We start from the raw sequence: 24,209 nt of genomic DNA, 5'->3' as shown, positions 1-24,209 counted from the left end.
GCAACCATCCGGAACAAGTCAAGCATATGTGCGGGTTTCCAACAGGAACGCCGGAACAAACGCCCCCGCTTCGGATGCTTCGGCACGCGCGGGCCGGTCGATCAGTACTTGCGCCTGTGCGAGCGGCGTCAGCGCGGAGCTGTCCTGAAGCTCAGCCGCGACCAGCCCGTCCTGCGTCCACCGCGCGCGCAGAAACTCGCGCCTGCTGCCGCCGGGGGGCAGATCGCAGGCGAGCGGCATGGGTATTGCGCGGGGCAGGCAGTCTTTCGCACCGGCCATGCGCAGAAGTGCAGGGACCATGAAGAGGAACCCGGTGACGTAGCTCGACACAGGATTGCCCGGCAGCCCCAGCACCACCGTATCGCCGCGCGTCGCGACCAGCAGCGGCTTGCCCGGCTTGATCGCGATCCGCCAGAAGTCGAGCGTGAAACCCGCCGCTTCCAGCGCGGGCTTGACCAGATCGTGCGGACCCACCGAGGCGCCGCCGCTGATGACGACCAGCGCGGCATCCTCGCTTGCTGCAAGGATCGCGCGGGTGATCTCCTGCGCGTCGTCTGCGACCGGCCCGATCTGGCGAACCTGCGCCCCGGCCTCGCGCGCCATCGCGGCCAGCATCGCACCGTTGACCGCGGGCGTCTGGTGCGGCTCGCAGGCGGTTGGATCTTGGGCGAGTTCGTCGCCGCACTCGATCACCGCCACGCGGGGGGCATCATGCGTCACGACCTCGGCCAAACCGCCCGCCCGCGTCAGCGCGATCTGCGCCGCGCCCATGCGCGTGCCCGCAGCCAGAAGCGTGTCGGATGCCTTGAAGTCGAGCCCGGCGCGGCGGATGAAGCGGGCGGTGGGCGGCTCGGTCGCGGTGAGGCGCGTGCCCTCGACCTGCGCATCCTCCTGCACCAGCACCGCATCCGCGCCGAGCGGCATCTGCGCGCCGGTCGAGATGCGGATCGCGTCTCCCTTGCCCAGCACCATGTCGAAGGGCGCGCCCGCGCGGCTCTCCCCCTTGAGCAGCCATGGGCCGTGGCCAGCGGTGGCATAGCCATCCATCGCGGAGAGGTCCGTTGGCGGCTGCGTGCGGCGCGCGATGACGGGCTCTGCCAGGAACAGGCCGGCGCTTTCGTCCACCGGGCAGGGGCTGGCAGGGGTTGGTGAGAGCAGGTCGAGCAATCGCGCCTGCGCCTCCTCCAGTTCCAGCGGTGCGCTCATGCCGCCGTTCCTCCAAGGGTCTCATCCGCGTGCCAGTCGCCAGACTTGCCGCCGGTCTTGGCCAGCAGCCGAACCTGTTCGATCACCATGCCCTTATCCAGCGCCTTGGCCATGTCGTAGATCGTCAGCAGCGCGATGTTGCACGCGACCATCGCCTCCATCTCGACCCCGGTCTTGCCGGTAAGCGAGGCGGTGGCGGTGACGCGCACGGCATCATCCTCGACCGCGCAGTCTACGCTCACGCTGTCGAGTGCCAGCGGATGGCACAGCGGGATGAGGCCGGCGGTCTGCTTGGCGGCCATGATCCCGGCAATGCGCGCGGCGGCGAGCACATCGCCCTTGGGCACGGTGCCATCGCGGATCGCGGCCAGCGCTGCCGCGTTCATCGCGATCCTGCCGGTGGCGGTGGCGGAACGGGCGGTTTCCGCCTTGCTGCCCACGTCGACCATGCGGGCGGAGCCGTGCTCGTCCAGATGCGCAAGGCCGCTCATCTCGTCGCTCCTGCAGAACGGCTGACACACCTGACACACTGTCTAAAGGCAAAAAAGCCGCCCGCCCGCATCACGTCGGACGGCGATGGGAGAGCATGCAGCAAGGGCAGGATGCGGGCCATGCGCCGATCATGCCACGCAAGACGCGAGTAGGACAGACTCAGCGTGTCAGCAGATCGCGCGTCGCCGCCTCGACATCCGCTTGCCGCATCAGGCTTTCGCCGACCAGGAAGCCGTGCGCGCCCGCCGCCTCCAGCCGCGCACAGTCGGCGGCACTGCCGATGCCACTCTCGGAAATCAGGAAAGCGCCTTCGGGGGCGAGCGGGATCAGCGCTTCGGTGGTGGCGATGTCGGTCGTGAAGCTGCGCAGGTCGCGGTTGTTGACCCCGATCAGGCGCGATTTCAGTTTGTGCGCGCGCTCCATCTCGGCGGCGTCGTGGACCTCGACCAGAACGTCCATGCCCAGTTCGTCCGCCGCAGCTTCGATCTCGGCCGCCTGCTGGTCGGTGAGCGCGGCGACGATGATCAGGATCGCATCTGCGCCCATCGCGCGCGCTTCGCCGCATTGCCACGGATCGACCATGAAATCCTTGCGCAGCGCGGGGAGGGCGCAGGCTTCGCGCGCGGCGACGAGGTAGTCGGAGTGGCCCTGGAAATAGGGCGCGTCGGTGAGGACGGAGAGGCAGCTTGCACCGGCGGCGGCATAGGCTTTCGCGTGTTCTGCGGGCTGAAAATCCTCGCGAATCAGCCCCTTGGAGGGCGAAGCTTTCTTGATTTCTGCGATCAGCGCACGGCGGCCCTCCGCGTGGGTCTGGCGCAGCGCAGCCTCGAACCCGCGCGGCAGGGCCTGCGCGGCGATCCGGGCGATCAGTTCGCTGACTTGCGTGGCGGACTGCCGCTCGCGCACTTCGTCGTGCTTGGTGGCGCAGATTTCTTCGAGTTTGTTCATACCGCTACTTCGCCATCGCAATCCAGCGCTCGAGCAACCGCTGCGCCCCGCCGCTATCGATCGCCTCTGCGGCGCGCGCGGCGCCTTCCTTCCAGTCCTCGGTCTCGCCCGCTGCGATCAGCGCGGCGGCGGAGTTGAACAGCACCGCGTCGCGGTACGGCCCCGGCGTTCCACACAGCAGTGCATCGAGCGCCTTGGCGTTGTGCTGGGGATCGCCGCCCCGGATCGCTTCGACCGGCGCGTGTTCGAGGCCCGCCATGCTGGCATCGACGCGGCGCATGGCGAATTCGTGGCCGGTGACGTCTGCCATCTCATTGCCCGCAGCGAGGCTCAGCTCGTCGAGCCCCTCGTCGCCCGAGACGATCAGCGTCCGCTCGGTGCCGAGGCGTGCGGCCGCCTCGCCATAGATCGAGACATAGCCGGGGCGCGCGATGCCGATCAGCTGGCGTTTGACGCCAACCGGGTTGGACAGCGGCCCCATCAGGTTGAAGATCGTGCGGCGGCCCAGTTCCTTGCGGATCGGCTGAATCCGACGCATCGCGGGGTGGTGGTTGGGTGCGAAGAGGAAGCAGATGCCGATCTCGTTCAGCGTCTTTTCCGCCGTGCGCCCGGCGGCTTCCATGTCGAGGCCCAGCACCTCCAGCGTGTCCGCCACGCCCGAGAGCGAGGAGATTGCGCGGTTGCCATGCCGCGCTACGGGCACGCCGCAGGCTGCGACCACGAGTCCAACGGCGGTCGAGACGTTGAGCGTATGGTGTCCATCGCCCCCGGTGCCGCACACATCGATCGCGTTGTCGGGTCCGTCGACCGGGATGTAGCGCGCCCTGAGTGCGCGCGCCGCGCCCGCGATCTCGTCGGCGGTTTCGCTGCGTTCGGTCATCGCGAGCAGGAAGCGGGCGATCTCCTGATCGCTGGCTTCCCCGTCGAGTATCCAGCCGAAGACCTCCTCGGCCTCGGCCTCGTTCATGTGCGGGACGGCGAGCGGGAGCGATTTCATGCCGCCTGCCTCTCGCGCGCTTCGATGCCGCAAACGCGCAGGAAGTTGGCGAGCAGATCGTGACCGTGCTGCGTCGCGATGCTTTCCGGGTGGAACTGCACACCGTGGATCGGCAGCTCGGCGTGGCGGAAACCCATCACGCTGGTGCCGTCGAGCCCGGGCGTCTCGCTGGTCGCGTTGACGTGCAATGCCTCGGGAATGTCCTCCACCACCAGCGAGTGATAGCGGGTGGCATCGAAGGGGCGGGGGAGGCCCGCGAACACGCCGCTGCCGTCATGCGTCACCGCGCTGGTCTTGCCGTGCATCAGCCCACCCTGAACCACGCGCCCGCCGAAATGCTGCCCGATCGCCTGATGGCCAAGGCACACGCCCAGCAGCGGCAGCCCGGCATCGGCGCAGGCGGCGACGGTATCGAGCGTAATCCCCGCCTCGTTCGGCGTGCGCGGGCCGGGCGAGAGCAGGATGCCCTTCGCCCCGCTCGCCACCGCCTCGCGCGCGGTCAGCGCGTCGTTGCGCTCCACGCGCACCTCGGCGCCCAGTTCCTGCAGGTAGTGGACCAGGTTGAAGGTGAAGCTGTCGTAATTGTCGATGACGAGGATCATGGGAATCTTCGGCCTAAAGCTGTTTGGCGGGGGACGATTTCAAGCGTTGAACGAGAGCCGACAAGGTTTCCGTCTCAACGTCCGCCTTAACGATGGAGTAGAAGAATTGGGGCGCGCGATAGATCAGCAAGTACTCCGCGCTATCGTGCCATGCATAGAGATCGTTCCAAGCGAATTTTCCGCCGACATAATCGTCCTCGATCCGCATTTGCGCGTCGTTAAAAACGTAGGTTGTCTGCCCCTCTTCGATCCCAAGCTGTTTCATCCGCGTAGCGAGCTGGCCCTTCAAGCCAACCCTATTCCAGCGTCGCGGAAACCATGCGATCAGTGCCGAAAGGCCGAGCGACAAAGGTATCCAAGGCCAGTAAGCGGCCAGTCCGGCATCGCTGCGCATCCCGAACAGCGCCCAGGTGAGGGCCAAAAAGGTCACCGCCAGAATTAAGAAGATATTTCTGCGTTCGGACTGCGAGCGGCTGACATGCGTGTGAATTTCATAGGCGTCTACAGTCCGGTCGAGGTCATACGGTTGCGTGAACCGGTATTCACGCATCGGCCAACTTGTCCGTAGCCCTCACCAGCCCATCGATAATGCCGGGTTCACCCGCCGAATGGCCTGCGTCGTGGACGATCCACAGCTCGGCTTCGGGCCACGCCTTCTTGAGCTCCCACGCGGAGACGGGCGGGGTGCAGATGTCGTGGCGGCCTTGGACGATGATGCCGGGAATGCCCTTGATCTTGCCGACATCGCGCAGCAGCTGGCCTTCTTCGAGGAAGAAATTCTCGAGGAAGAAGCGCGCACAGATTCGGGCGAAGGGCACGGCCTTGGAAGGATCGGCGAAGCTTCCGAGCAGTTCCTCGTTGGGCAGCAGCGTCGCGACATTACCTTCCCACAGCGACCATTCCTTCGCGGCGGCGAGGCGGGTTTGCTCATCGTCGCTGGTCAGGCGCGCGTGGTAAGCTTTGACCAGATTGTCGCGCTCGTCCTCGGGGATCAGGCCGGTGAACTTGTCCCACTGTTCGGCCATGATCTCGCTCGCGCCGTAGGAGTAGAGCCAGTCCTTTTCCTTCTGGCGGCCGAGGAACACGCCGCGCAGCACGATCTCGCTGGTGCGTTCGGGATAGGCCTGCGCGTAGGCGAGCGAGAGCGTCGCGCCCCAGCTGCCGCCGAATACCTGCCATTTCTCGTGCCCGCACATCTGGCGTAGACGCTCGATATCCTCGACGATCCGCCACGTGTCGTTGTTCTCGATCTCGGCAAAGGGCAGCGACTTGCCGCAGCCGCGCTGGTCGAACAGGAGGACGTCGTACTTCTCCGGGTTCCACTGGCGACGATGATCGGGGCTCATCCCGCCGCCGGGGCCACCGTGGAGGAACACCGCGGGCTTCGCGCCGGGCGTGCCGACCCGCTCGTAATAGAGCGAGTGACCTTCGCCAACATCGAGCATGCCGGTCTCGTAAGGTTCGATCTCGGGATAGAGCGTGCGTTCGTATTCCATCATCATTCCTTGAATTCGACGACCACCAGCGGGCCCAGATCGGCGCGGGTATCCATCCGCCCGCGCGCAGGGTCCCACAGGCTCGATACCGTCCCGTCGAGATAGAGCGCGTTGGGCGTCTTCGCTACGTCGCGGAAGAAACGCGCAAACTGGCCGAAGCTCACCGGGCGGCTCGAAATCACGAAATGCGCCTTGCCGTCCTTGTCTACGCCGACGCCGTTGCGGATGCGCTTGGAGGGGCCGTCCGCCGAAATCTCGGGATGGACCTTGCCCTCGATCAGCAGCATCGGGCCGCTCTGCGTGCCGAAATCGGGGCGGTCGCCCACCGTGTGGTAGAAATCGTCCGCGGTGCGGATGCGCCAGGTGCCGCCGGTGCCGTAGAACACGCCGTTGGGCTTCAGGTGGAAATTGCCCGAGCCGTCGTTGCGGTTGAGTTCCTGCAGCCGATCCTTGTTCTGGACGTAATAGCCGATCGGCTTGCCTTCGCCGTCATACATCCCCGCATTCATCGCGAAGGCGACGCGCGGCGCATCCTTGGGCCGCGATACCGAATATTTGGCGAGGCTGCGATAAGGCGGATTGCCGAGGACCATTGCCACGCGATGCTTTGCCGGATCGGCGACGCATTCGGTAAAGACGACATCCTCGAAGCGGACCGGCTGGCACGCCGAATCCTCTGGCGCGGTGGTCTCGCTGGGTGTCGGCGTGGGCGTCGGGCTGGCCGAAGGCTTCGCCTCGGCCTGCTCGGCGCGCGCAATCTCGACGCCTTTTTCGCCGCTGATATCGGTGCGGATCACGGGATCGCCCGCCGCAGGCTGGTCACAGGCGGTGAGCGCCAGGAGCGAGAGGGCGATGAGGGGGAGGCTGCGGCGCATCACTGGCCGAACCCCGCTTCGCCAGCCACCCGCACCGCTTCGCGCGCGGCGGCGAGCAGTGCGCCCGCCTTCGCCTCGCACTCGCGCTGTTCGGAGGCCGGATCGCTGTCCGCAACGATACCCGCGCCTGCGGTGACGTGCAGCGTGCCGTCCTTCACCAGCCCGGTGCGCAGCACGATGCACGAATCGAAGCTGCCGTCGGGCGCGAAATAGCCGACGCCGCCCGCGTAGGGCCCGCGCTTCTCGCTCTCCAGCTCGGCGATGATCTCGCACGCGCGCAGCTTGGGCGCGCCGCTGACGGTGCCCGCGGGGAACCCTGCGAACAGCGCGTCGAGCGCATCCTTGCCTGCGTCGAGCCGGCCCTGAACATTGCTGACGATATGCATCACGTGACTATAGCGCTCGACCATGAAGCTGTCCGTCACTTCGACACTACCCGGTGTGGAAACACGACCAGTGTCGTTGCGCCCGAGATCGAGCAGCATCAGATGCTCGGCGCGTTCCTTGGGATCGGCGAGCAGTTCGCGCTCCGCCGCGCGGTCCGCCTCGGGCGTCTTGCCGCGCGGACGGGTGCCCGCGATCGGGCGGATGGTGATCTGCCCGTCTCTCAGCCGCACGAGAATTTCCGGACTGGAGCCGACCATTCCGACCTCGGGCAGGTCGAGCAGATAGAGGAACGGCGAGGGGTTCACCCGCCGCAGCGCGCGATACAGCGCCATCGCGGAATGGGGGAAGGGGGTGGTGAAGCGCTGGGCGAGCACCACTTGGAAAATGTCGCCTGCAACGATGTAGTCCTGCGCGCGAGCGACCCGCGCGGCGTAATCATCCCCCGCGACGGTCGGGCGCAGGTCCATCGTCGCCGGATCGAGCGTGTCCGGCACGGCATCGCCGTGCGGAACAGGCTGCGACAGGCGCCGCAGCGCCTCCTCGATCCGTTCTTCCGCGGCGTCCAGCACATGATCGGGCTCGGCATCCGAAGGCCACACCGGCGCGATCACGAAAACCTCGTCGGTCAGCGCATCGAACACCAGCACCAGCCCGGGGCGGGTGAACACCATGTCCGGTAGGCCCAGCGGATCGTCGCTGGCGCGCGGCAGCTTCTCGACCAGCGCGAAGGTTTCGTAGCCGAAATAGCCGACCAGCAGGGCGAGGGCGGGGGGCAGATCCTCCGGCGTGGGCATCGCGATCTCGCCCAGCAGGCTGCGAAGCGCGGCCAGCCCGTCGCCTTGGACCGGGGCGAAGGCATCGCGATTGCGCCGCCAGTCGCGATTGACCTCGGCGCTCTCGCCATCGGCGCGCAGCACCAGATCGGGATCGAGCCCGAGCATGGAGTAACGCCCGCGAATCTCTCCCCCCTCGACCGATTCGAGCAGGAAGTCTCCGCGCCCGTCCTCCATCAGCGCGCACGCCGCGCCGACCGGCGTCAGCGTATCGGCGATGCGCCGCTGCCAGACGAGCGCGGGCAGGCCCTGCGTCAGCCGGTCGTGTGCGGCATCTCGGTTACGCAGCATCTCGCGCCGACTAGTTGGCGGACTGGCCGGTGAGCTGGCGGCGCACGGTTTCGATCGCGTCCGCATTGCGCTCGATCCCAACTTCGGTGCGGATCGCATTGCGCAGCTGATCGCCATATTCGCGGCTCAGCAGCTGCCCATAGCCGCGCCGCGCCTCACCCATCAGCGGATCGTCCTTGGCGACCTTGCCTGCGGTAATCTCGTCCAGCTGGACGAGGAAGAACCCGGCATTGCGCGGCGCTTCGAGGCGCTTGGCAGTGCCCGCGGACATTGCGAACATCAGCGAGATCGGCGGGTTGGGACGCTGCATCTGCATCATCTGCTCACGCGTCAGGCTGAGCGGCTGGGGCGGGGGCAGGCGCGTCTCTTCGGCGCGGATCGCCTCGGCGAGCGATTTCCCATCCTTCACCCGCTTGAGGATCCGGTCGGAAGCCGCCTTCGCAGCCTTGGCACCTTCGGCCATGGTCCAGCGTGCCGTCACTGCATCGCGAATTTCCTTCAGCGGCGGGACTGCGGCGGGTGAGATTTCAGACGCTTCGTAGAGCGCGAAAGTCTCGCCCGTCTCGACCTCGGCGATTTGCGGCTGCCCTTCGCGCATCTGGAACACGGTCTGGATCAGTGGCTGGACCACTTCGGGTGCCGTCTCGCCCTGCTGGCCACCATAGACCTGGCCATCGGCGAGCAGGGGCCGGGTGGTCTGGATGTCGAGGTCGAGTGCCTCGGCGATGTCGGCGAAGGATTCGCCGCTGGTCACGCGGGCATCAATATCGCTGGCCAGCTCGGTCAGCGCACGGCGCTGCTTGTCCGCACGCAGCGCATCGGCGATCTCGTCGCGGGCCTGCGCGAGGGTACGGGCGGGGATCGTTTTCACATCGTCGATCCGCACCACGTGATAGCCCAGCGGGCTGCGTGCGATCGGCGCAATTTCGCCCCGATCGGCGGAGAACACCGCCTCGGCGACCGCAGCATTGGCCTGCTGGGCGTAATCCTCGCGCTTGATCGGGCCGATCTGCTGCGTTTCGAGACCTGCCTCTTCGGCGATCTGGGTTAGCGATGCACCATCGGCCACGCGCTCGCGGAAGCTTTCTGCCGCCTGCCTGGTGGGCACGATCAGTTGGGTGAAGGTGCGGTCCTCGCTCGCGCGGTAAAGATCGGCATTGTCGTCGTAGCGCTTCTTAATCTCCGCAGCGGTCGGCTCGACCGAGTCGGCCAGCTGATCGGCGCCAAACAGAGCATAACGTACCTGCCGCCGCTCGGGCCGCATGAAGTCTGTGCGGTTTGCGTTATAAAAAGTCTGCAGCTGCTTGTCGGTGGGGTCGTCCTTGGGCGCGAAGAGTTCGGCGGGCACCAGCGCAATGGAGCCCTCGCGCTTCTCGCGCAGCTGGGTCGCGTAACGCGCGACGATGCTGTCGGGGAATTTCGCGCCGAACACCGCGGGCACCAGCACCTGCTGGGCAATCAGCCCGTCGGACAGGTCGTCACGCACGATCTGGTCGGTCAGTCCCTGCTGTTGCAGCGCGGCGCGGTAGGCCTCGGTGCTAAAGCTCCCGTCGGGGCCGCGGAACGCGGAGATCATGCGGATCTCGCTGTTGATCAGGTTCTCGCCCGCGCGCACGCCCAGCATCTTGCCGAATTCGGAGACTGCGACCCGGTCCAGCAGCGTGTCGAGCACCTGCATCAGGCCGCCGTCTTCGACGAACTCGGCCATCGAGAGCGTCGGTTCATCCTGCTGCACCTGGCGGAAGGCATTGTCCGCCGACTGGCGCAGTTCGGCGGTGGTCACGTCTTCATCGCCCACCACGGCCACGCTGTTGGTCCCCGAAAGGCCACCGAAAGAGCCCGAATTGCCGACATCGCCGGCGGCAAAGGCGATCGCGATCAGGACCAGGAAGCCGATCGTCAGACCGAGGCCGATCTTGGACTGGAAGAAGGACCGGAAGAAATTGATCATGGGTGCGGGGGCCTTACGGGTGGAAGCTGGCAGATTGCTGGTAAGCACCGGCGCTGTGTTGCGCTGACGCATCGCGCGCAAGCCTTAATTCGGCGAAGAGCGTGCCGCAAGGCGAGCATGGTTTTGACCTTCGGGCTGTCCTTCGCTACCGAGCCGCGTCTGCGTGACGGGAGAAACCCGTTGCGCGACGTAATTTCTTAGAAAAATAGCAGGAAACCTATCGGAATGGCGATCCGCCCTTTCATCGTTGGCAATTGGAAGATGCACGGCACGCGTGCGATGCTGTCCGAAGCGCGCGCGATCGACCGCGCGGCGCAGCGGCTGATGCAGGTCGAGATCGCGCTCGCGCCGCCCTACACCCTGATCCACCCCGTCCGCCGCGAGGCCGAGCAGATCGGGGTCGGCGCGCAGGATTGTCACCCCGCAGATGGCGGCGCGCATACCGGCGATATTTCCGCCGCGATGGTCGCCGATGCGGGCGCGGGCTTCGTGATTCTGGGCCACAGCGAGCGGCGCCAGGGTCATGGCGAGAAAGATTCGCTGATCTGCGAGAAGGGCACCGCCGCGCTTGCCGCCGGGCTCAAGCTGATCCTGTGCTGCGGTGAACCGATGGAGAAGCGCGAATCGGGCAAGGCGGTCGATTTCGTCCTCCGCCAGCTCAAGGCGTCGCTTCCCGCGACGATCGAGGAGCCCGGCGAGCGGCTGACCATTGCCTACGAACCGATCTGGGCGATCGGCAGCGGCCGCGCGGCGAGCATCGACGAAATCGTCGAGATGCATAGCGCGATCCGCGCCTTCCTGGTCAAGACCTATGGCGAGGAAGAGGGCGCAGCGGTCCGCATCCTTTACGGCGGTTCGGTCAATGCCGAGAATGCGGCGGAGATCATCGCCGGGGACGAGGTTGGCGGCGCGCTGGTCGGCGGGGCGAGCCTGTCTGCCGAAAGCTTCATGAACATCGTGCTCGCGGTGCAGGAAGTTATCACCAACCGCGATTGAGCCGGGGCGGGGCGCAGGCATTGCTTGCCTAACGCGCGCCAAGATCCCATCTGGCACCAAGATATCAGCCGAAAGCAGCCATCATCATGTTTCTTTTCCTCACCGTTCTCCAGGCGATCATCGCAGCCGCGCTGGTCGGCGTGATCCTGATGCAGCGTTCCGAAGGCGGCGGCCTCGGGATCGGCGGCGGTGGGTCGCCTGGCGGCATGATGAGCGCACGCGGCGCGGCGGATTTCCTGACCCGCGCGACCCGCTGGCTGGCGGTCGTCTTCGTCGTCCTGTCGATCATCCTCGCTTCGCTCGCGGTGAACATGACCGGCACCGATTCGATCGAATCGACGCTCGACCGCAATGTCACCCCCGCTGCGCCGGCCGATCCGCTGGCGCAGGGCGGTGCAGCGGCACCTGCTGCAGCACCTGCACAGCAGGGTGACGCGGCCGATCAGGGCGAAGCGGCCGACCCGCTCGCAGGCGCAACCGAATAAATTTTCTCAAAAGGCGGTGATGGAGACGGGCCGGCGCGTTGCAACGGCTTGCCTTCGCACGCCGTTAACCCGTAAGGCCCACCTCCCATGGCGCGGTATATTTTCATCACCGGCGGCGTGGTTTCCTCGCTCGGCAAAGGTCTCATGGCGGCATCGCTCGGCGCGTTGCTGCAGGCGCGTGGCTACAAGGTCCGCATCCGCAAGTTCGACCCCTATTTGAATGTCGATCCGGGGACCATGAGCCCCTACCAGCACGGCGAGGTCTACGTGACCGACGACGGCGCGGAGACCGACCTCGATCTTGGTCACTACGAACGCTTCACCGGCGTTTCGGCGCACCAGGGCGACAATATAACCTCTGGCCGCGTCTATCAGGACATCATCGCCAGGGAGCGCCGCGGCGACTATCTGGGCGCGACGGTGCAGGTCGTTCCGCACGTCACCGATGCGATCAAGCAGTTCGCGCTGGCCGATCAGGGCGACCACGATTTCATCCTGTGCGAAATCGGCGGCACCGTCGGCGACATCGAATCGCTGCCTTTCATGGAAGCGATTCGCCAGCTGCGGAACGAGCTGGAGCCGATGCAGACGCTCAGCGTCCATGTCACACTGGTGCCCTACATTGCCGCGGCCGGAGAGCTGAAGACCAAGCCGACGCAGCACTCGGTCCGCGAACTGGCCAGCCTCGGGATAAAGCCCGACGTGCTGCTGTGCCGCGCGGAGCATCCGATCCCGGACAGCGAACGGCGCAAGATCGCCAATTTCTGCAACGTGCGCCAGCAGGCAGTCATCCCCGCGCTCGATGCGAAATCGATCTACGCCGTGCCGCTGCAATACCATGAGGAAGGCCTCGACGCCGAGGTTCTGCGCGGTTTCGGCATCACCGACGCGCCCGAGCCCGATCTGGACCCGTGGCGCGAGGTCACGGATCGCTATTTCCACCCCGAAGGCGAAGTCACCATCGGCGTGGTCGGCAAGTATGTCGGACTGAAGGATGCGTACAAGAGCCTCAACGAAGCGCTCGTCCACGGCGGGATGGCGAACAAGGTCCGCGTGAAGCTCAAATGGATCGACGCCGAAGTGTTCGAGCGTGACCCGTCCGACATCGCCGCCCAGCTGGAGCCGCTGCACGGTATCCTGGTGCCCGGCGGTTTCGGCGAACGGGGCAGCGAGGGCAAGATCGCCAGCGTGCGCTTTGCGCGCGAACGCAAGGTGCCGTTCTTCGGCATCTGTCTGGGCATGCAGATGGCCTGCATCGAGAGCGCGCGCGCTGCGGGCGTCGAAGGCGCATCCTCCACAGAATTCGGTGACACGGACCAGCCGGTGGTTGGCCTCATCACCGAATGGATGACCAAGGAAGGGCTGGAAACCCGCGCTGCCGACGGCGATCTGGGCGGTACCATGCGCCTGGGCGCCTATGATGCCGAACTGCAACCTGGCAGCCGCATCAGCGAGATATACGGCGGCGCGACCGTCGTTTCGGAGCGTCACCGCCACCGCTACGAGGTGAACAACGCCTATCGTGAGCAGTTGGAGAAGGACGGCCTGATTTTCTCCGGCATGTCGCCCGACGGCCTGTTGCCGGAAATTGTCGAGCGGCCCGACCATCCGTGGTTCGTGGGTGTCCAGTCGCACCCGGAATTGAAGTCGCGCCCGTTCGCGCCGCACCCGCTGTTTGCCGGTTTTGTAGCGGCTGCGCTGCGTCAGTCGCGTCTGGTTTAGCACTGCTGTAACTCAACTTGGATCGCTCCAAGTTAAAGTTAACATCGAACAGTCTTTATCTTTCAGAATTTATCCGTCATAGGATTCCAACGCGTTGTGGGGGCAACGTAAGGATTTTATGGGGGGGCCCATCTATCCAGCTTGTCCCGGGTTTGAACGTCTTCTGCGACCCGGACGGGCAGACTCGGTCAGGGCGGCCATGCCGCGGGGCGGTCCTTTATTGGGCCGCCCCAAACCCCGCCCAAACTTATAGAAATAAAGAAAAAGCCCGCCGCTCCATTGGGGTGGAGCAGCGGGCGACTGGTTTGCGCGATAGCCTCTCAGGCTATCCGTGCCGCGTCAGGCGGCGTCTTTTTCCGACTTGTCGGAGCTGTCGTCGACAAGGCTCAGCGACGACTTCTGGCCGTTGATCGCGATCTTCTTCGGCTTCATCGCCTCGGGGACTTCGCGCAGCAGGTCGATCACCAGCAGGCCGTCCGCCAGATCGGCGCCGGAAACGCGCACGTGATCGGCCAGTTCGAAGCGCCGCTCGAACCCGCGGTTGGCGATGCCGACATGCAGCATCTCGCTATCCGCGCCGCGCGCCTCGTCCTGCTTGCGACCGGTGACGGTCAGCAGGTTCTGCTGCGCGGTGATGTCGATATCCTCGGGCTTGAACCCGGCGAGCGCAAGCGTGATGCGGAACTCGTCCTCGCCACGTTTCTCGATGTTGAAAGGGGGGTAGTTGTCGCCGCTGTTGCGGACCGAGCTTTCGAGCAGGTCGAACAGGTGGTCGAAGCCCACGGTGCTGCGGCGATAGGGGGTGAAATCGATACGTGCCATTGAAACAAATCCTCCATTGAGCGATTCTGTCAGTTACATGGTGTCCGGATCGACCCGTTGTGGCATCGCCGGACAGATCGAATGTAGGGAGCGTGCGAAGGCGCGCAAGAGCCCTCAAACACCGAAAACGCGAGGAACAAGCAGTGGCAGCCAAGATCGATATCTATACCAAGTTCGGATGCGGATACTGCTTCCGCGCCAAGTCCCTGCTGGAAAAGAAGGGCGTCGAGTTCAACGAATACGACATCACCATGGGCGGCCCCAAGCGGGACGAGATGCGCGAACGCGCGCCCAATGCGAGCACCGTGCCGCAGATCTTCATCGGCGATACCCACGTGGGCGGATCGGACGAGCTGCACGCGCTGGAGCGGCAGGGCAAGCTCGACGCGATGCTCGAAGGCTGAGCGCACTCGTGAGCACAATCGCCGTCCTCCAGATGACCTCGGGCGTCGATCCCGCGGGCAATGCGGATACGCTGATCGCCGGCATGGCGCAGGCGCGCGAGGGCGGGGCGGATATGCTGTTCGCGCCCGAGATGGCGCTGCTGCTCGACCGGGATCGCCGGCGTGCCGGCGAGACGATGGCGGCGGATGGCTACCCTGCGCTGGTCGACCGGCTGCGCGATGCCGCGCGTGAACACGCGATATGGGCGACCTTCGGCCTGCCGGTCAGGCTGGAGAACGGGATGCTCGCCAACCGCTCGCTGCTGATTGCGCCCACGGGCGAGATCGCGGGCCGGTACGACAAGCTGCACATGTTCGACGTCGACCTCGATAGCGGGGAAAGCTGGCGCGAATCCAACGCCTACCAGCCGGGCGAGGCGCTGTCGGTGACGGGCGAAACGCCTGCCGGGCGGCTCGGCCTGACGATCTGCTACGACATCCGCTTCCCTGCGCTGTTCGATGCGCTGGGCCGCGCAGGCTGCGATATGATCGCGATCCCCGCCGCCTTCACCGTACCCACCGGCTCTGCCCACTGGCATACGCTGGTGCGTGCGCGGGCGATCGAGGCGAGTGCCTTCGTGGTCGCCGCGGCGCAGGTCGGCGAACATGCCGACGGGCGCAGAACCTACGGCCACAGCCTGGTGGTCGACCCGTGGGGCGAAGTGCTGCTCGATATGGGCGCCGAGGCCGGGCTTGGCTTTGCCGAGATCGACCAGGGCCGCATCGCGAAGGCCCGCGCGCAGGTGCCCAGCCTTGCCAATCGCCGCGCTATTCCGGAATACCGCGCGTCATGATCGTGTTCGACCTTTCCTGCGACAATGGCCACCGCTTCGAAGGCTGGTTCCGCTCCTCCTCCGATTACGAGGATCAGGGCGCGCGCGGCCTGATCGCGTGCCCGCATTGCGGCAGCGGTGAGGTCGGCAAGGCGCCGATGGCCCCCGCCGTGCCTGCCAAGGGCAATGCCCGCAAGGTGGAGGTCGCGCGCACGTCCGAGGACGCGACCGGGCAGGGCGGCGCACTGCCTCCCGCGCTGCAGGAAGCGATGCGCAAGCTGGCGAAGCTGCAGGCCGAGACGATCAAGGACAGCACCTATGTCGGCGATCGTTTCGTCGAGGAAACCCGCGCGATGCATTACGGCGAGAAGGACGCGGCGCTGATCCACGGCAAGGCCGATGCGCAAGAAGCGCGCGAGCTGCTGGAGGAGGGGATCTCCTTCGCCCCGCTGCTGATCCCGTTCACTCCCCCCGAGGAAACCAACTAGCCGATATTTCTCCCATTTTTGACAGCGGATATGGGGGCGGTAGGATCGGCTCGGGTCGCTAATCGGGGGAACTGCATGAAAATCGGAATTTTGGCGACATTTGCTGCGGCGATCGGCACGGTTGCAACGACGGCTCCGGCTCAGGCTTCGGATACGCCTTATCTCGGCGAAATCATCATGGTCGGCTATCCCTTCTGCCCGTATGGCTGGGCGGAGGCCAACGGGCAGTTGCTGTCGATCAGCCAGAACACGGCGCTCTTTTCGCTCTACGGCACCACCTATGGCGGAGATGGGCGGACGACGTTCGCTCTGCCCGATCTGCGCGGCCGTGCGCCGATCCATGTCGGGGATCGCAACCGGCTGGGAGATCGCCGGGATGGCGGGCCGACAATGGCCGATCGCGCCGAAGGCCGGCTCGACGTGCCCGGTACGCAGACCCTGCGTTTCTGCGTGGCGCTGCAGGGCGTCTATCCTTCGCGGGGTTGACCGGGATTGCGGGCGCGCGAGGCGGCGGTTAAGGCTTCCCACCGGCGCGCCCGTAGCTCAGTCGGATAGAGCATCAGATTCCTAATCTGGGGGCCACAGGTTCGAATCCTGTCGGGCGCACCATTTCCATTCGAGGCAGCGCGCCATGCTGCGCGCGGAATTTTCCCAAGATTGCGAAAGAACCTAGGCAGGCGGCCGTCGGCACGTCTGCCTTCGGGTGGTGCTTGCCCGAGCCATTTCCGCGCGTTAGCGTGCGGCCACCTACTTGGTAGGTAATCCTTGGAGGTTTTTCCGGTTTTCACCAAACGGGTCCATCGCTTTATCGAACAGGCCTGTGCTGCGGGACCGATCGTGGCCGTCTGCGCGCCGCCCGGGTTCGAGACCAGGCGGCTGCTGCAATCGCTTGCCGAGCCGGATGCGGGGGAAGGGGGCGTCTCCTACTTCGACAGGCTGGACCATCTGGCCGATCCGACATGCGCCGCCCAGGCGGTGATGGACATGGACCACGCGGCGCGCCGGATCATCGTCGAGGATGCGGATCTGTGCGACGCCCGATGGCTCGGCTCGGCCCTGCAGAGGTTCGCACGGGGCGCAGGGGCAGGGCAGATCTTTCTCGGGATGAGCAACCCGCAGGGCCTCTCCGTTCTGGAAGAGGGGCTGGCGCAGCCGATCCCGATCGTGGGGCCGGCGGTGCTCAGACTGACCCGAGCCGAAGCCGCGCGTGCCTTTCGCAAGATCGCCCGGCCCGCCAACCGGATGCGCATTCTCGATCTGATCGGGGGCTGGCCGCACGCGGCGGTCAGGCTCTCGCACTGGGCGGCCAGCGCGCAGACCGATGCGTGGGGCCGGGAAGATATCGATATCCTGCGCGATTGCGGGATCTATGATGTCGTCGAGCGGCGGGTACTGCCGCTATTGGATGACAGCCAGAAACAGGCTCTGGCCGCGGCATCGCTGGTGCCTTCTCCGGATCGGGAATTGCTGCATGACGAGGTCCGAACGGACCGGGTGCTGGCGTCGGTAGCGCGGGTTCTGTCCGGTCTCGTCGACATCGAAGGGCGGCACTATGCGATCAATCCCGCGCTTGCGGCATGCGTGCGCGAATGGTCGCTGTTGCAGGACCCGGCCGGGCACCGGCACCGTGTGATTGCCCTTGCGGACCGATGCTCGCGTAACGGCAGGCTGACCGATGCAGCGCGCCTGGCCGGAGAGGCCGCAATGCCGGAGCGGGTCCGCGCCTATGCGGAAGAACATGGCGCGCTGCTGATCTGGGTGCTGTGCGGATTCGCGGATCTGGCCGCGCTGGTGAAGAACGCCAGCGACGAGGTGATCGCGGCGTCTCCCGAGCTGCGGATGATGCGGTGCATCGTCAACCTGAAGTCGGGCCGGATCAATCTGGCGGAGCAGGAGCTGCGCGATCTGTCCGAAGACCCTCGCGTGGCGAACTCGATGCAGCGGGAGATCGAGATCGTCCGGGTGACCCTGCTGGTCTATGGCTGCGCGCTCGCGCGGCGTGACGATCTGGAGTTCCTGACGGAACTTCTTTCCGAACAGTCGAGCGAGCCGGGCTGGCAGACCTTCCTCGCGACGCTGGCCTGCGTCCTCAATTCGCAGCGTGCCCGTTTCGATGCGGCCGAAGCCAATCTGCGCGAGGCGCGGCTGGAGGGGGAGCGCGCGGGTTCGCGCTACAACCTCATGTTTCTGCACGCCCACCAGGCCACGATCGACATTGCGCGCGGCAAGCTGGTCGAGGCGCGCGCAAGCCTGGCCAAGGCGCGTAAGATGTGGCGCGACGAATTCTCGACCGATCAGGGCGTCGAGACGGTGATCGCCGCGCTGGGCGCGAAGGTGGAATTCGAGACTGGACGCCTGACCAGCGCGCGCAACTCGCTGCGCAAATCGGCCCAGCGCATGCCCGAGGCAGAGGCGTGGTTCGACATCTACTTCGCGGCCTACGAGCCGATGACCCGTATCTATGTGAAAGATTACGGGATCGCGCGGACGATCCAACTGGTCGAGCAGGAGCGGGCCAAGCTGGAGGCACGCGGGCTTGGCCGCATCGGCAACCTCCTCGGCGCGGTGATGGCCTGTCTGGTGGGCGAGGCCCGGCTGGGAGGAAATGGGGTCGACGTCGAGCCGCCTCTCACCGACTTTTCCGGGCTTGCCGCGTCGAGCTGGCAGGAGCGCGAGCTGTTCTCTCTCGCCGCCGCGCATGAGATGCACCGGGCAGGGAAGACGGAGGAGGCGATCGCGCTGTTGTCCGACGCGCGCGAGGAAGCGGGCAGGAGCGGAGTGGTCCATTCGGTTTCGCGTATGACCCAGCTGCTGTTCGCGCTGCGGCATGTTTCGGGCGATCGTGAAGGCGCGCTGCGCGAGGTTGCCGAACTGGCGTCGCTGGGCATCGCAACCGGGATGCGCCAGACCTGCGCCGATATGCTTGGCGGCTATCTGGCCGATTACGTCGCACAACTGTCCGCGCAGCCCGATGCGGACGAGGCCCAGCTGCACTTTCTGCGCAGTGTGATGAATCGCGATCGTGCGGCGAGGGCGTCTGCGAGCGAGCTCAGCAAGCGCGAGACCGATGTCCTCCGGGCGCTGGCGACCGGCGGATCGGACAAGGAGCTCGCGCGCGAACTCGGCATTTCTGATCACGGCGTGCGCTTTCACCTGAAAGGCGTGTTCAAGAAACTGGGCGTCCACGACCGGCTTTCAGCCGTGGTCCGCGCGCAGGAAAAGGGCTGGATCTGACGGCGGACCTACTTGTTTCGGTAGTGCCGGAAGCCGTGCCGGATTCGATGACTACCAAGTAGGCTTGCCACCCTCCACACCGCTTCAATTGCTCTGCGTGCCGCGAACGGCATGCTCCTGATCGACCATGAACGGGAGATCGGGTTTGCGCATAGGGGTAGACGTAGGCGGCACCAATACTGATGCGGTGTTACTGTCCGATCGTGACGTCCTCGCGACGGTGAAGGTGCCTACCACCAGCGATGTGGGCAGCGGCATCGTCGCCGCGGTTCGCACGATTCTGGAGCAGGGGCAGGCGTCCCCCGCCGCGGTCGAAGCGGTGATGATCGGCACGACCCACTTCACCAATGCTTTCGTCCAGCGCCACGATCTGGCCAAGGTGCATTGCCTGCGCCTGGGCCTGCCCGCATCGCGCGGTGTGCCGCCGTTTTCCGGCTGGCCGGACGATGTGCGCGATGCAGTCTTCGCCGGGCGCACGCTGGTGAGGGGCGGTTACGAGTTCGACGGCCGCACGATTGGCGAGCTGGACGAAGATGCGGTCGAGGAGGTTGCCCGCACTCTGCAGCGCGACGGGGTCGGGCAGCTCGCCATTTCAGGCATCTTCAGCCAGATCAACGATGACCAGGAGCGGCGCGCGGCGCAGATCGTTCAGCGGGCCGCGCCCGAGATCGAGGTCTCGCTGTCGTCGGAGCTGGGTCGGACCGGTCTGATCGAGCGCGAGAATGCCGCAATCATGAATGCGAGCCTGCGTCCGCTGGCGGAAAAGGTGGCCACCGCCTTCGCCGATGCGCTCGCCACGCTGGGCCTCGATTGCCCGTACTACGTCAGCCAGAATGACGGCACGCTGATGAGCGCGGATCACATGCGCAGCTATCCCGTGCTGACCTTCGCTGCGGGGCCGACCAACAGCCTGCGCGGTGCCGCCTGGCTTACCGGAGCGTCGGATGCGATCGTCGTCGATATCGGCGGCACGACATCCGATGTCGGCGTGCTGGTCAAGAACTTCCCCCGCCAGTCGAGCGTCCACGTAGATGTCGGCGGAGTGCGCACGAATTTCCGGATGCCGGATGTGCTCTCGGTCGGCCTGGGAGGCGGATCGCGGGTTCGCGAGCAGGATGGCGTTGTCACGGTGGGCCCGGACTCGGTGGGATACCGGCTGACCGAAGAAGCCCTGATTTTCGGCGGCGAGCAACTCACGGCGAGCGATATTGCAGTGGCCGGGGGCTGGGCGCAGATCGGCGATCGCGAGAGGCTGGGCGCGATCGACCCCGCTCTGGTCACGGGCGCGGCCGAGGCGATCCGGCAGATCGTTGCGACGGCGATAGACAAGGTCAAAACGAGCCCGGACCCGATGCCGATGATCTTGGTCGGCGGCGGCGGGGTACTGGTGAATCAGCAACCGCCAGGCGTGTCCGAGATGATGCGTCCCGACCATGCAGGCGTCGCCAATGCGATCGGCGCGGCGATCGGGCAGGTCAGCGGCGAGGTGGATTCGATCTTCGCGATTACCGATCCGACCGAGCGGGAACACGCGCTGGAACAGGCGCGCAAGGAAGCAACCGACAAGGCGATCGAGGCGGGCGCTGCCGCCGGGAGCGTGGAGATCACCGATATCGAGACCTTCCCGCTCCAATACCTGCCGGGCGGGGCAACGCGCGTCTTCTGCCGCGCCGTCGGCGATCTGGCCATTAAGGAGACAGTTGGTGGTTGAGGCAGTCACGCTCGAAAATATCGAGCATCTCGCGATAGGCTCGGCGTTCCTCGGCACCGGCGGCGGCGGGGACCCTTATCTGGGGTCGCTGTTGTGCCGCGAGGCGCTGGCCGAATACGGGCCGGTGAAACTGGCCGATCCGGCAGAGCTGACCCACAGCGACTCCGTGTTCGTGGCCGCGGCGATGGGCGCGCCGACGGTGATGCTGGAAAAGCTGTTCTCGCTGGAGGATCAGGATCGCGCCGTTCGCTCGCTCGAACAGCGGCTCGGCTGCCAGGCCAGCGTGATCACCTCGGCGGAGATCGGCGGGTGCAATTCCATGATGCCGGTCGCCTACGCTGCGATGCGCGGCCTGCCGCTGCTGGATGGCGACGGGATGGGCCGTGCCTTCCCGCAGTTGCAGATGACCAGCTTCAATATTGCCGGTGTTGCGGTGGCCCCGATGACGCTCGCGGACGAACACGGCAATGTCGTCACTTTCGAAGCGGAAAACGGCAAGAAGGCGGAGGAATTCGCCCGCCCCGTCGTCGCCGTGATGGGCGCGGCGGGCTGTCTGTCGTGCTATCCGATGACGGGCGCGCAGGCGCGCACGGCCTGTGTACGCTATACCATCAGTGCCGCGATCGAGATCGGACAGGCCATTGCCGGTGCGACCTATGGCGATCTGCCGCCGATCGAGCGGCTGCTGCGCGCGCTCGACGATCACCAGTATTACAACACGCCGACCGAGGTGTTCAGCGGCAAGATCACTGCGGTGGAGCGCACGACCAAGGATGGCTGGGTCACCGGCGAATGCCATGTCGAGACGATTGCGGGTGGCAGTTCGGCCGTGGTTGCCTTCCAGAACGAGAATCTGTCGGTTCACGTCGACGGCACGCTTCGCGCGGTCGTTCCCGATCTGGTGACCATCGTCGACAGCGAAACCGCCCATGCGATCCCGACCGAGCGACTGGCCTATGGTCAGCGCGTGTCGGTGATCGCGTGCGAGGCTCCGCCTGCGCTGACCACGCCCGAGGCGCTCGCCATCGTCGGCCCCGACCAGTTCGGACTTTCGGAACAGTACAGTCCGCTGGGCAAACTGCAGGAGGACGGATCATGAGCGGAATGCACGTGATCAACTCCGGGATGAGCGCGGGCGCGCGATCCTTCGACGATATCGACCGCCGGGTCGGCCCCGGACCTGAAACCAGCCATCCCATTTTCGAACTACGACCCAGCCGAGGAGCCAAATGATGCGCCCAACAATTCTTGCCAGAACCGTCAGCGCCCTTGCCATCGCCAGCGCCGCGAGCATGGCTGCACCCGGCTTCGCGCAGACCGTCGCCGACGACGAGAGTGGCGATGAAGAAGGCCTCGGTGTCATCGTGGTCACCGCGCAGACGCGCAACCAGCAGTTGCAGGACGTACCGATCCAAGTGTCGGCTTTCGGCGAAGAGCAGATTGCGGACGCGGGCATCGATTCGACCCAGGATTTCATGGACCTGGTCCCCAACGTCTCGTTCGACGACAGCTTCACCTACCTCAACAGCTTCGTCGTCGTGCGCGGCGTCACCCAGATCAACAACGCCGATTCTCCGGTCGCGGTGATCGTCGACGGCGTGCCGCAGAACAGCCAGAAGCAGCTCAAGATGAATCTGTTCGATCTGGAGCGGATCGAGGTTCTGAAAGGCCCGCAGGGCGGTCTTTACGGGCGCAATGCGATCGGCGGTGCGATCAACATCGTTACCAAGCGCCCCGGGGACGAGTTTTCCGGCATGGTTCAGGCGACCTACGGCAGGGGCGATTTCGTCGACCTCAACGCAGCAATCTCGACCCCGATCGGCGACAGCTCCGGCCTGCGGGTTTCGGGCAACTACATTTCCGACGGCGGCCGGATCGAGAACAGCTTCACGGGCAAGAATGTCGATTTCGTCGATCACGACTACACGCTGCGCGGTCGCTTCGTGTCGGATATCGGGGCCGCGACCAAACTGGACCTGCGTGCATCCTATCGCGATTTCCAGGCGGGCGGGATCTACGATTCGCAGGTCAGATCGGGCAATGCGGACGATATCGTCTACCCTGCGGAGAACATCGAAGGGCTGACGTTCGGCGATATTGTCGAAGGGGCCATGAAGTGGGATTTCGAGATCGGCAACGGCACTCTGACCTCTATCTCCGCCTACACCGACCTAGCGGAGAACGTCCGCGGCGATCTCGATTTCTCGAATGCGATTGATGATCCCGGCGGCTTTGCAGGCCTGGGTATTCAGGCCGGGCAGGGCCAGGATCTCTCGGTCGAGTTGATGAGCCAGGAACTGCGCTACGTTTCCGACGACGCGCTGCCGTTCCGGTGGATCGCGGGGGTCTATTATCTCCACACCAACCGCGACCTGCTGACCCGTGCCTTCATCGATGCCGAGGGCACCGCCGGCGGCATCGGATCGCGCGACCAGATCAATAATCCCGCGCTCAGGCTGATCACGCTCAACGAGAGCAACCGGAACGACGCCTATGCGGTCTATTCCAACTTCGAATATGACCTGACCGACTCTCTCATCCTGTCGGGTGCCCTGCGCTATGACCTGGACGAGCGGCGGCAGACCGACCTTGAGAATGGCGGCGTGCGGAGCGAGAGCTTCTCCGCGGTCCAGCCGAAAGTTACGCTGACCTACCGGCTGGACGACGACAAGCTGGTCTACGGCACCTACTCGACCGGCTTCCGGTCGGGCGGGTTCAATGCCCCGACGGTGTCGATCCCCGTCTACCAGTCCGAGTATCTCCAGAATTTCGAAGCAGGCTTCAAGTCGAGCTGGATGAACAACCGCCTCATCCTCAACGGAGCGGTCTATTTCGCCAAAAGCGACGATTTCCAGTTCTTCTATATCGACGCGCTATCGGCATCGCAGATCATCGGGAATATCGACCGGGTCGACATCTTCGGGGTCGAACTGGAGGTGCAGGCGCTGGTCGCCGACGGGCTGCAGGTCTTCGCGGCGCTTGGCACGACCGATACCCAGATCAAGGAATATGCTCTGGACCCGTCCTTCATCGGCAACCACACGCCCAAGTCGACCAGCTTCACCGGTAACCTCGGCTTCCAGTACAAGGCGCCGATTTCGGACACATTCGATCTTCTCGTGCGGGCGGATTACGAACATCGGGGCAAGAAGTACTGGCAGGTCGACAATCTCGACGTGCAGGGGCCGCTCAACCTGCTGGGCGCGCGGATCGGGATCGAGAATGACCGCATGGGCCTGTTCCTGAGCGCCAGTAACATCTTCGACGAGAAGTATTACGCGGACTACAATCCCAGGGAATTTTCCGGCCTTACCACCGATATCGGCTTCCTTGCCCAGCCCTCGACCTGGGCGATCGAGGCGACGCTCAAGTTCTGACTGTCCTCGCGTCATGTCGGGTTGCTCGCGGAACTCATGCCGTGCCTTCTGGTTGAAGGGACACCACATTCCGGAGCCCC

At 65.4% G+C, this 24,209-nt stretch carries 23 protein-coding genes and 1 tRNA gene; 13 read left to right on the top strand and 11 right to left on the bottom strand.

Features of this window, described 5'->3' with window-relative positions; genetic code table 11:
* Positions 1-18: 18 nt before the first annotated feature.
* From VO57_011010 to VO57_010965, 10 genes are all read right to left on the bottom strand, one after another.
* Positions 19-1,206, bottom strand: a complete 1,188-nt coding sequence (locus tag VO57_011010) for a molybdopterin molybdotransferase MoeA (GenBank protein XBL68660.1) — start codon at positions 1,204-1,206, stop codon at positions 19-21.
* Complete coding sequence (gene moaC / locus VO57_011005) at positions 1,203-1,697, bottom strand: cyclic pyranopterin monophosphate synthase MoaC (GenBank protein ID XBL68659.1); 495 nt, start codon at positions 1,695-1,697, stop codon at positions 1,203-1,205. The genes VO57_011010 and moaC overlap by 4 nt, the downstream gene beginning before the upstream one ends.
* 160 nt (positions 1,698-1,857) lie before the next feature.
* Complete coding sequence (gene trpC / locus VO57_011000) at positions 1,858-2,646, bottom strand: indole-3-glycerol phosphate synthase TrpC (GenBank protein ID XBL68658.1); 789 nt, start codon at positions 2,644-2,646, stop codon at positions 1,858-1,860.
* A 4-nt stretch (positions 2,647-2,650) separates the two neighbouring features.
* Positions 2,651-3,643 carry an anthranilate phosphoribosyltransferase gene (gene trpD, locus VO57_010995; protein XBL68657.1) on the bottom strand — a complete coding sequence of 331 codons (993 nt, stop codon included), beginning with the start codon at positions 3,641-3,643 and terminating at the stop codon, positions 2,651-2,653.
* Positions 3,640-4,245 carry an aminodeoxychorismate/anthranilate synthase component II gene (locus tag VO57_010990; protein XBL68656.1) on the bottom strand — a complete coding sequence of 202 codons (606 nt, stop codon included), beginning with the start codon at positions 4,243-4,245 and terminating at the stop codon, positions 3,640-3,642. Before VO57_010990 ends, trpD begins: the two co-directional genes overlap by 4 nt.
* A 13-nt stretch (positions 4,246-4,258) precedes the next feature.
* Complete coding sequence (locus VO57_010985) at positions 4,259-4,795, bottom strand: YcxB family protein (protein ID XBL68655.1); 537 nt, start codon at positions 4,793-4,795, stop codon at positions 4,259-4,261.
* Entirely contained in the window at positions 4,788-5,744 is a 957-nt protein-coding gene (pip, locus tag VO57_010980) for a prolyl aminopeptidase (GenBank protein ID XBL68654.1), read from the bottom strand. Before pip ends, VO57_010985 begins: the two co-directional genes overlap by 8 nt.
* A complete protein-coding gene (locus VO57_010975; GenBank protein XBL68653.1) occupies positions 5,744-6,616 on the bottom strand; it encodes a phosphodiester glycosidase family protein in 873 nt (290 codons plus the stop codon). The genes pip and VO57_010975 overlap by 1 nt, the downstream gene beginning before the upstream one ends.
* Positions 6,616-8,127, bottom strand: a complete 1,512-nt coding sequence (locus tag VO57_010970; GenBank protein ID XBL68652.1) for a chorismate-binding protein — start codon at positions 8,125-8,127, stop codon at positions 6,616-6,618. Before VO57_010970 ends, VO57_010975 begins: the two co-directional genes overlap by 1 nt.
* Before the next feature lie 10 nt (positions 8,128-8,137).
* On the bottom strand, positions 8,138-10,078 hold the full coding sequence (locus VO57_010965) for a SurA N-terminal domain-containing protein (protein XBL68651.1): 1,941 nt from the start codon (positions 10,076-10,078) through the stop codon (positions 8,138-8,140).
* A 225-nt stretch (positions 10,079-10,303) separates the two neighbouring features.
* Here VO57_010965 and tpiA point away from each other — a divergent pair, with 225 nt between their 5' ends.
* From tpiA to VO57_010950, 3 genes are all read left to right on the top strand, one after another.
* Positions 10,304-11,074, top strand: a complete 771-nt coding sequence (gene tpiA / locus VO57_010960) for a triose-phosphate isomerase (GenBank protein XBL68650.1) — start codon at positions 10,304-10,306, stop codon at positions 11,072-11,074.
* Positions 11,075-11,160: 86 nt separating this feature from the next.
* Complete coding sequence (gene secG / locus VO57_010955) at positions 11,161-11,559, top strand: preprotein translocase subunit SecG (protein XBL68649.1); 399 nt, start codon at positions 11,161-11,163, stop codon at positions 11,557-11,559.
* A gap of 87 nt (positions 11,560-11,646) precedes the next feature.
* On the top strand, positions 11,647-13,281 hold the full coding sequence (locus VO57_010950) for a CTP synthase (GenBank protein XBL68648.1): 1,635 nt from the start codon (positions 11,647-11,649) through the stop codon (positions 13,279-13,281).
* A 339-nt stretch (positions 13,282-13,620) separates the two neighbouring features.
* Here the strand turns inward: VO57_010950 and VO57_010945 are convergent, their stop codons facing one another.
* The gene (locus VO57_010945) at positions 13,621-14,103 is read right to left on the bottom strand and encodes an Hsp20 family protein (protein XBL68647.1); all 483 of its coding nucleotides are present in this window, start codon (positions 14,101-14,103) and stop codon (positions 13,621-13,623) included.
* Positions 14,104-14,246: 143 nt separating this feature from the next.
* On the opposite strand from VO57_010945, the gene grxC reads away from it, so the two are divergent.
* From grxC to VO57_010895, 10 genes are all read left to right on the top strand, one after another.
* On the top strand, positions 14,247-14,507 hold the full coding sequence (gene grxC, locus VO57_010940; GenBank protein XBL68646.1) for a glutaredoxin 3: 261 nt from the start codon (positions 14,247-14,249) through the stop codon (positions 14,505-14,507).
* Between the two features lie 8 nt (positions 14,508-14,515).
* Complete coding sequence (locus tag VO57_010935; protein XBL68645.1) at positions 14,516-15,340, top strand: carbon-nitrogen hydrolase family protein; 825 nt, start codon at positions 14,516-14,518, stop codon at positions 15,338-15,340.
* Entirely contained in the window at positions 15,337-15,807 is a 471-nt protein-coding gene (locus VO57_010930) for a DUF1178 family protein (GenBank protein ID XBL68644.1), read from the top strand. Before VO57_010935 ends, VO57_010930 begins: the two co-directional genes overlap by 4 nt.
* Before the next feature lie 75 nt (positions 15,808-15,882).
* Complete coding sequence (locus VO57_010925) at positions 15,883-16,293, top strand: tail fiber protein (GenBank protein ID XBL68643.1); 411 nt, start codon at positions 15,883-15,885, stop codon at positions 16,291-16,293.
* A 46-nt stretch (positions 16,294-16,339) separates the two neighbouring features.
* Positions 16,340-16,416: transfer RNA gene (locus VO57_010920), tRNA-Arg, on the top strand.
* A gap of 228 nt (positions 16,417-16,644) precedes the next feature.
* Complete coding sequence (locus VO57_010915; protein XBL68642.1) at positions 16,645-19,041, top strand: LuxR C-terminal-related transcriptional regulator; 2,397 nt, start codon at positions 16,645-16,647, stop codon at positions 19,039-19,041.
* A gap of 187 nt (positions 19,042-19,228) precedes the next feature.
* A complete protein-coding gene (locus tag VO57_010910; protein ID XBL68641.1) occupies positions 19,229-20,752 on the top strand; it encodes a hydantoinase/oxoprolinase family protein in 1,524 nt (507 codons plus the stop codon).
* On the top strand, positions 20,745-21,851 hold the full coding sequence (locus VO57_010905) for a DUF917 domain-containing protein (GenBank protein XBL68640.1): 1,107 nt from the start codon (positions 20,745-20,747) through the stop codon (positions 21,849-21,851). Before VO57_010910 ends, VO57_010905 begins: the two co-directional genes overlap by 8 nt.
* Positions 21,848-21,985 carry a hypothetical protein gene (locus tag VO57_010900; protein XBL68639.1) on the top strand — a complete coding sequence of 46 codons (138 nt, stop codon included), beginning with the start codon at positions 21,848-21,850 and terminating at the stop codon, positions 21,983-21,985. The genes VO57_010905 and VO57_010900 overlap by 4 nt, the downstream gene beginning before the upstream one ends.
* Positions 21,982-24,129 carry a TonB-dependent receptor gene (locus tag VO57_010895; protein XBL68638.1) on the top strand — a complete coding sequence of 716 codons (2,148 nt, stop codon included), beginning with the start codon at positions 21,982-21,984 and terminating at the stop codon, positions 24,127-24,129. The genes VO57_010900 and VO57_010895 overlap by 4 nt, the downstream gene beginning before the upstream one ends.
* The last annotated feature ends 80 nt before the right edge of the window (positions 24,130-24,209 follow it).

It is taken from the genome of Citromicrobium bathyomarinum (genome assembly GCA_001306305.2).
In the GTDB taxonomy this organism is placed as follows: domain Bacteria; phylum Pseudomonadota; class Alphaproteobacteria; order Sphingomonadales; family Sphingomonadaceae; genus Alteriqipengyuania; species Alteriqipengyuania bathyomarina.
The sequence above is the reverse complement of the archived record's forward strand: the minus strand, read 5'-3'. Positions and strand labels throughout refer to the sequence as shown.

Coding starts and splice junctions, on each gene's coding strand:
- VO57_011010 (XBL68660.1), bottom strand. CDS start 1,206: ATGAGCGCACCGCTGGAACTGGAGGAGGCGCAGGCGCGATTGCTCGAC.
- moaC (XBL68659.1), bottom strand. CDS start 1,697: ATGAGCGGCCTTGCGCATCTGGACGAGCACGGCTCCGCCCGCATGGTC.
- trpC (XBL68658.1), bottom strand. CDS start 2,646: ATGAACAAACTCGAAGAAATCTGCGCCACCAAGCACGACGAAGTGCGC.
- trpD (XBL68657.1), bottom strand. CDS start 3,643: ATGAAATCGCTCCCGCTCGCCGTCCCGCACATGAACGAGGCCGAGGCC.
- VO57_010990 (XBL68656.1), bottom strand. CDS start 4,245: ATGATCCTCGTCATCGACAATTACGACAGCTTCACCTTCAACCTGGTC.
- VO57_010985 (XBL68655.1), bottom strand. CDS start 4,795: ATGCGTGAATACCGGTTCACGCAACCGTATGACCTCGACCGGACTGTA.
- pip (XBL68654.1), bottom strand. CDS start 5,744: ATGATGGAATACGAACGCACGCTCTATCCCGAGATCGAACCTTACGAG.
- VO57_010975 (XBL68653.1), bottom strand. CDS start 6,616: ATGCGCCGCAGCCTCCCCCTCATCGCCCTCTCGCTCCTGGCGCTCACC.
- VO57_010970 (XBL68652.1), bottom strand. CDS start 8,127: ATGCTGCGTAACCGAGATGCCGCACACGACCGGCTGACGCAGGGCCTG.
- VO57_010965 (XBL68651.1), bottom strand. CDS start 10,078: ATGATCAATTTCTTCCGGTCCTTCTTCCAGTCCAAGATCGGCCTCGGT.
- tpiA (XBL68650.1), top strand. CDS start 10,304: ATGGCGATCCGCCCTTTCATCGTTGGCAATTGGAAGATGCACGGCACG.
- secG (XBL68649.1), top strand. CDS start 11,161: ATGTTTCTTTTCCTCACCGTTCTCCAGGCGATCATCGCAGCCGCGCTG.
- VO57_010950 (XBL68648.1), top strand. CDS start 11,647: ATGGCGCGGTATATTTTCATCACCGGCGGCGTGGTTTCCTCGCTCGGC.
- VO57_010945 (XBL68647.1), bottom strand. CDS start 14,103: ATGGCACGTATCGATTTCACCCCCTATCGCCGCAGCACCGTGGGCTTC.
- VO57_010930 (XBL68644.1), top strand. CDS start 15,337: ATGATCGTGTTCGACCTTTCCTGCGACAATGGCCACCGCTTCGAAGGC.
- VO57_010925 (XBL68643.1), top strand. CDS start 15,883: ATGAAAATCGGAATTTTGGCGACATTTGCTGCGGCGATCGGCACGGTT.
- VO57_010900 (XBL68639.1), top strand. CDS start 21,848: ATGAGCGGAATGCACGTGATCAACTCCGGGATGAGCGCGGGCGCGCGA.
- VO57_010895 (XBL68638.1), top strand. CDS start 21,982: ATGATGCGCCCAACAATTCTTGCCAGAACCGTCAGCGCCCTTGCCATC.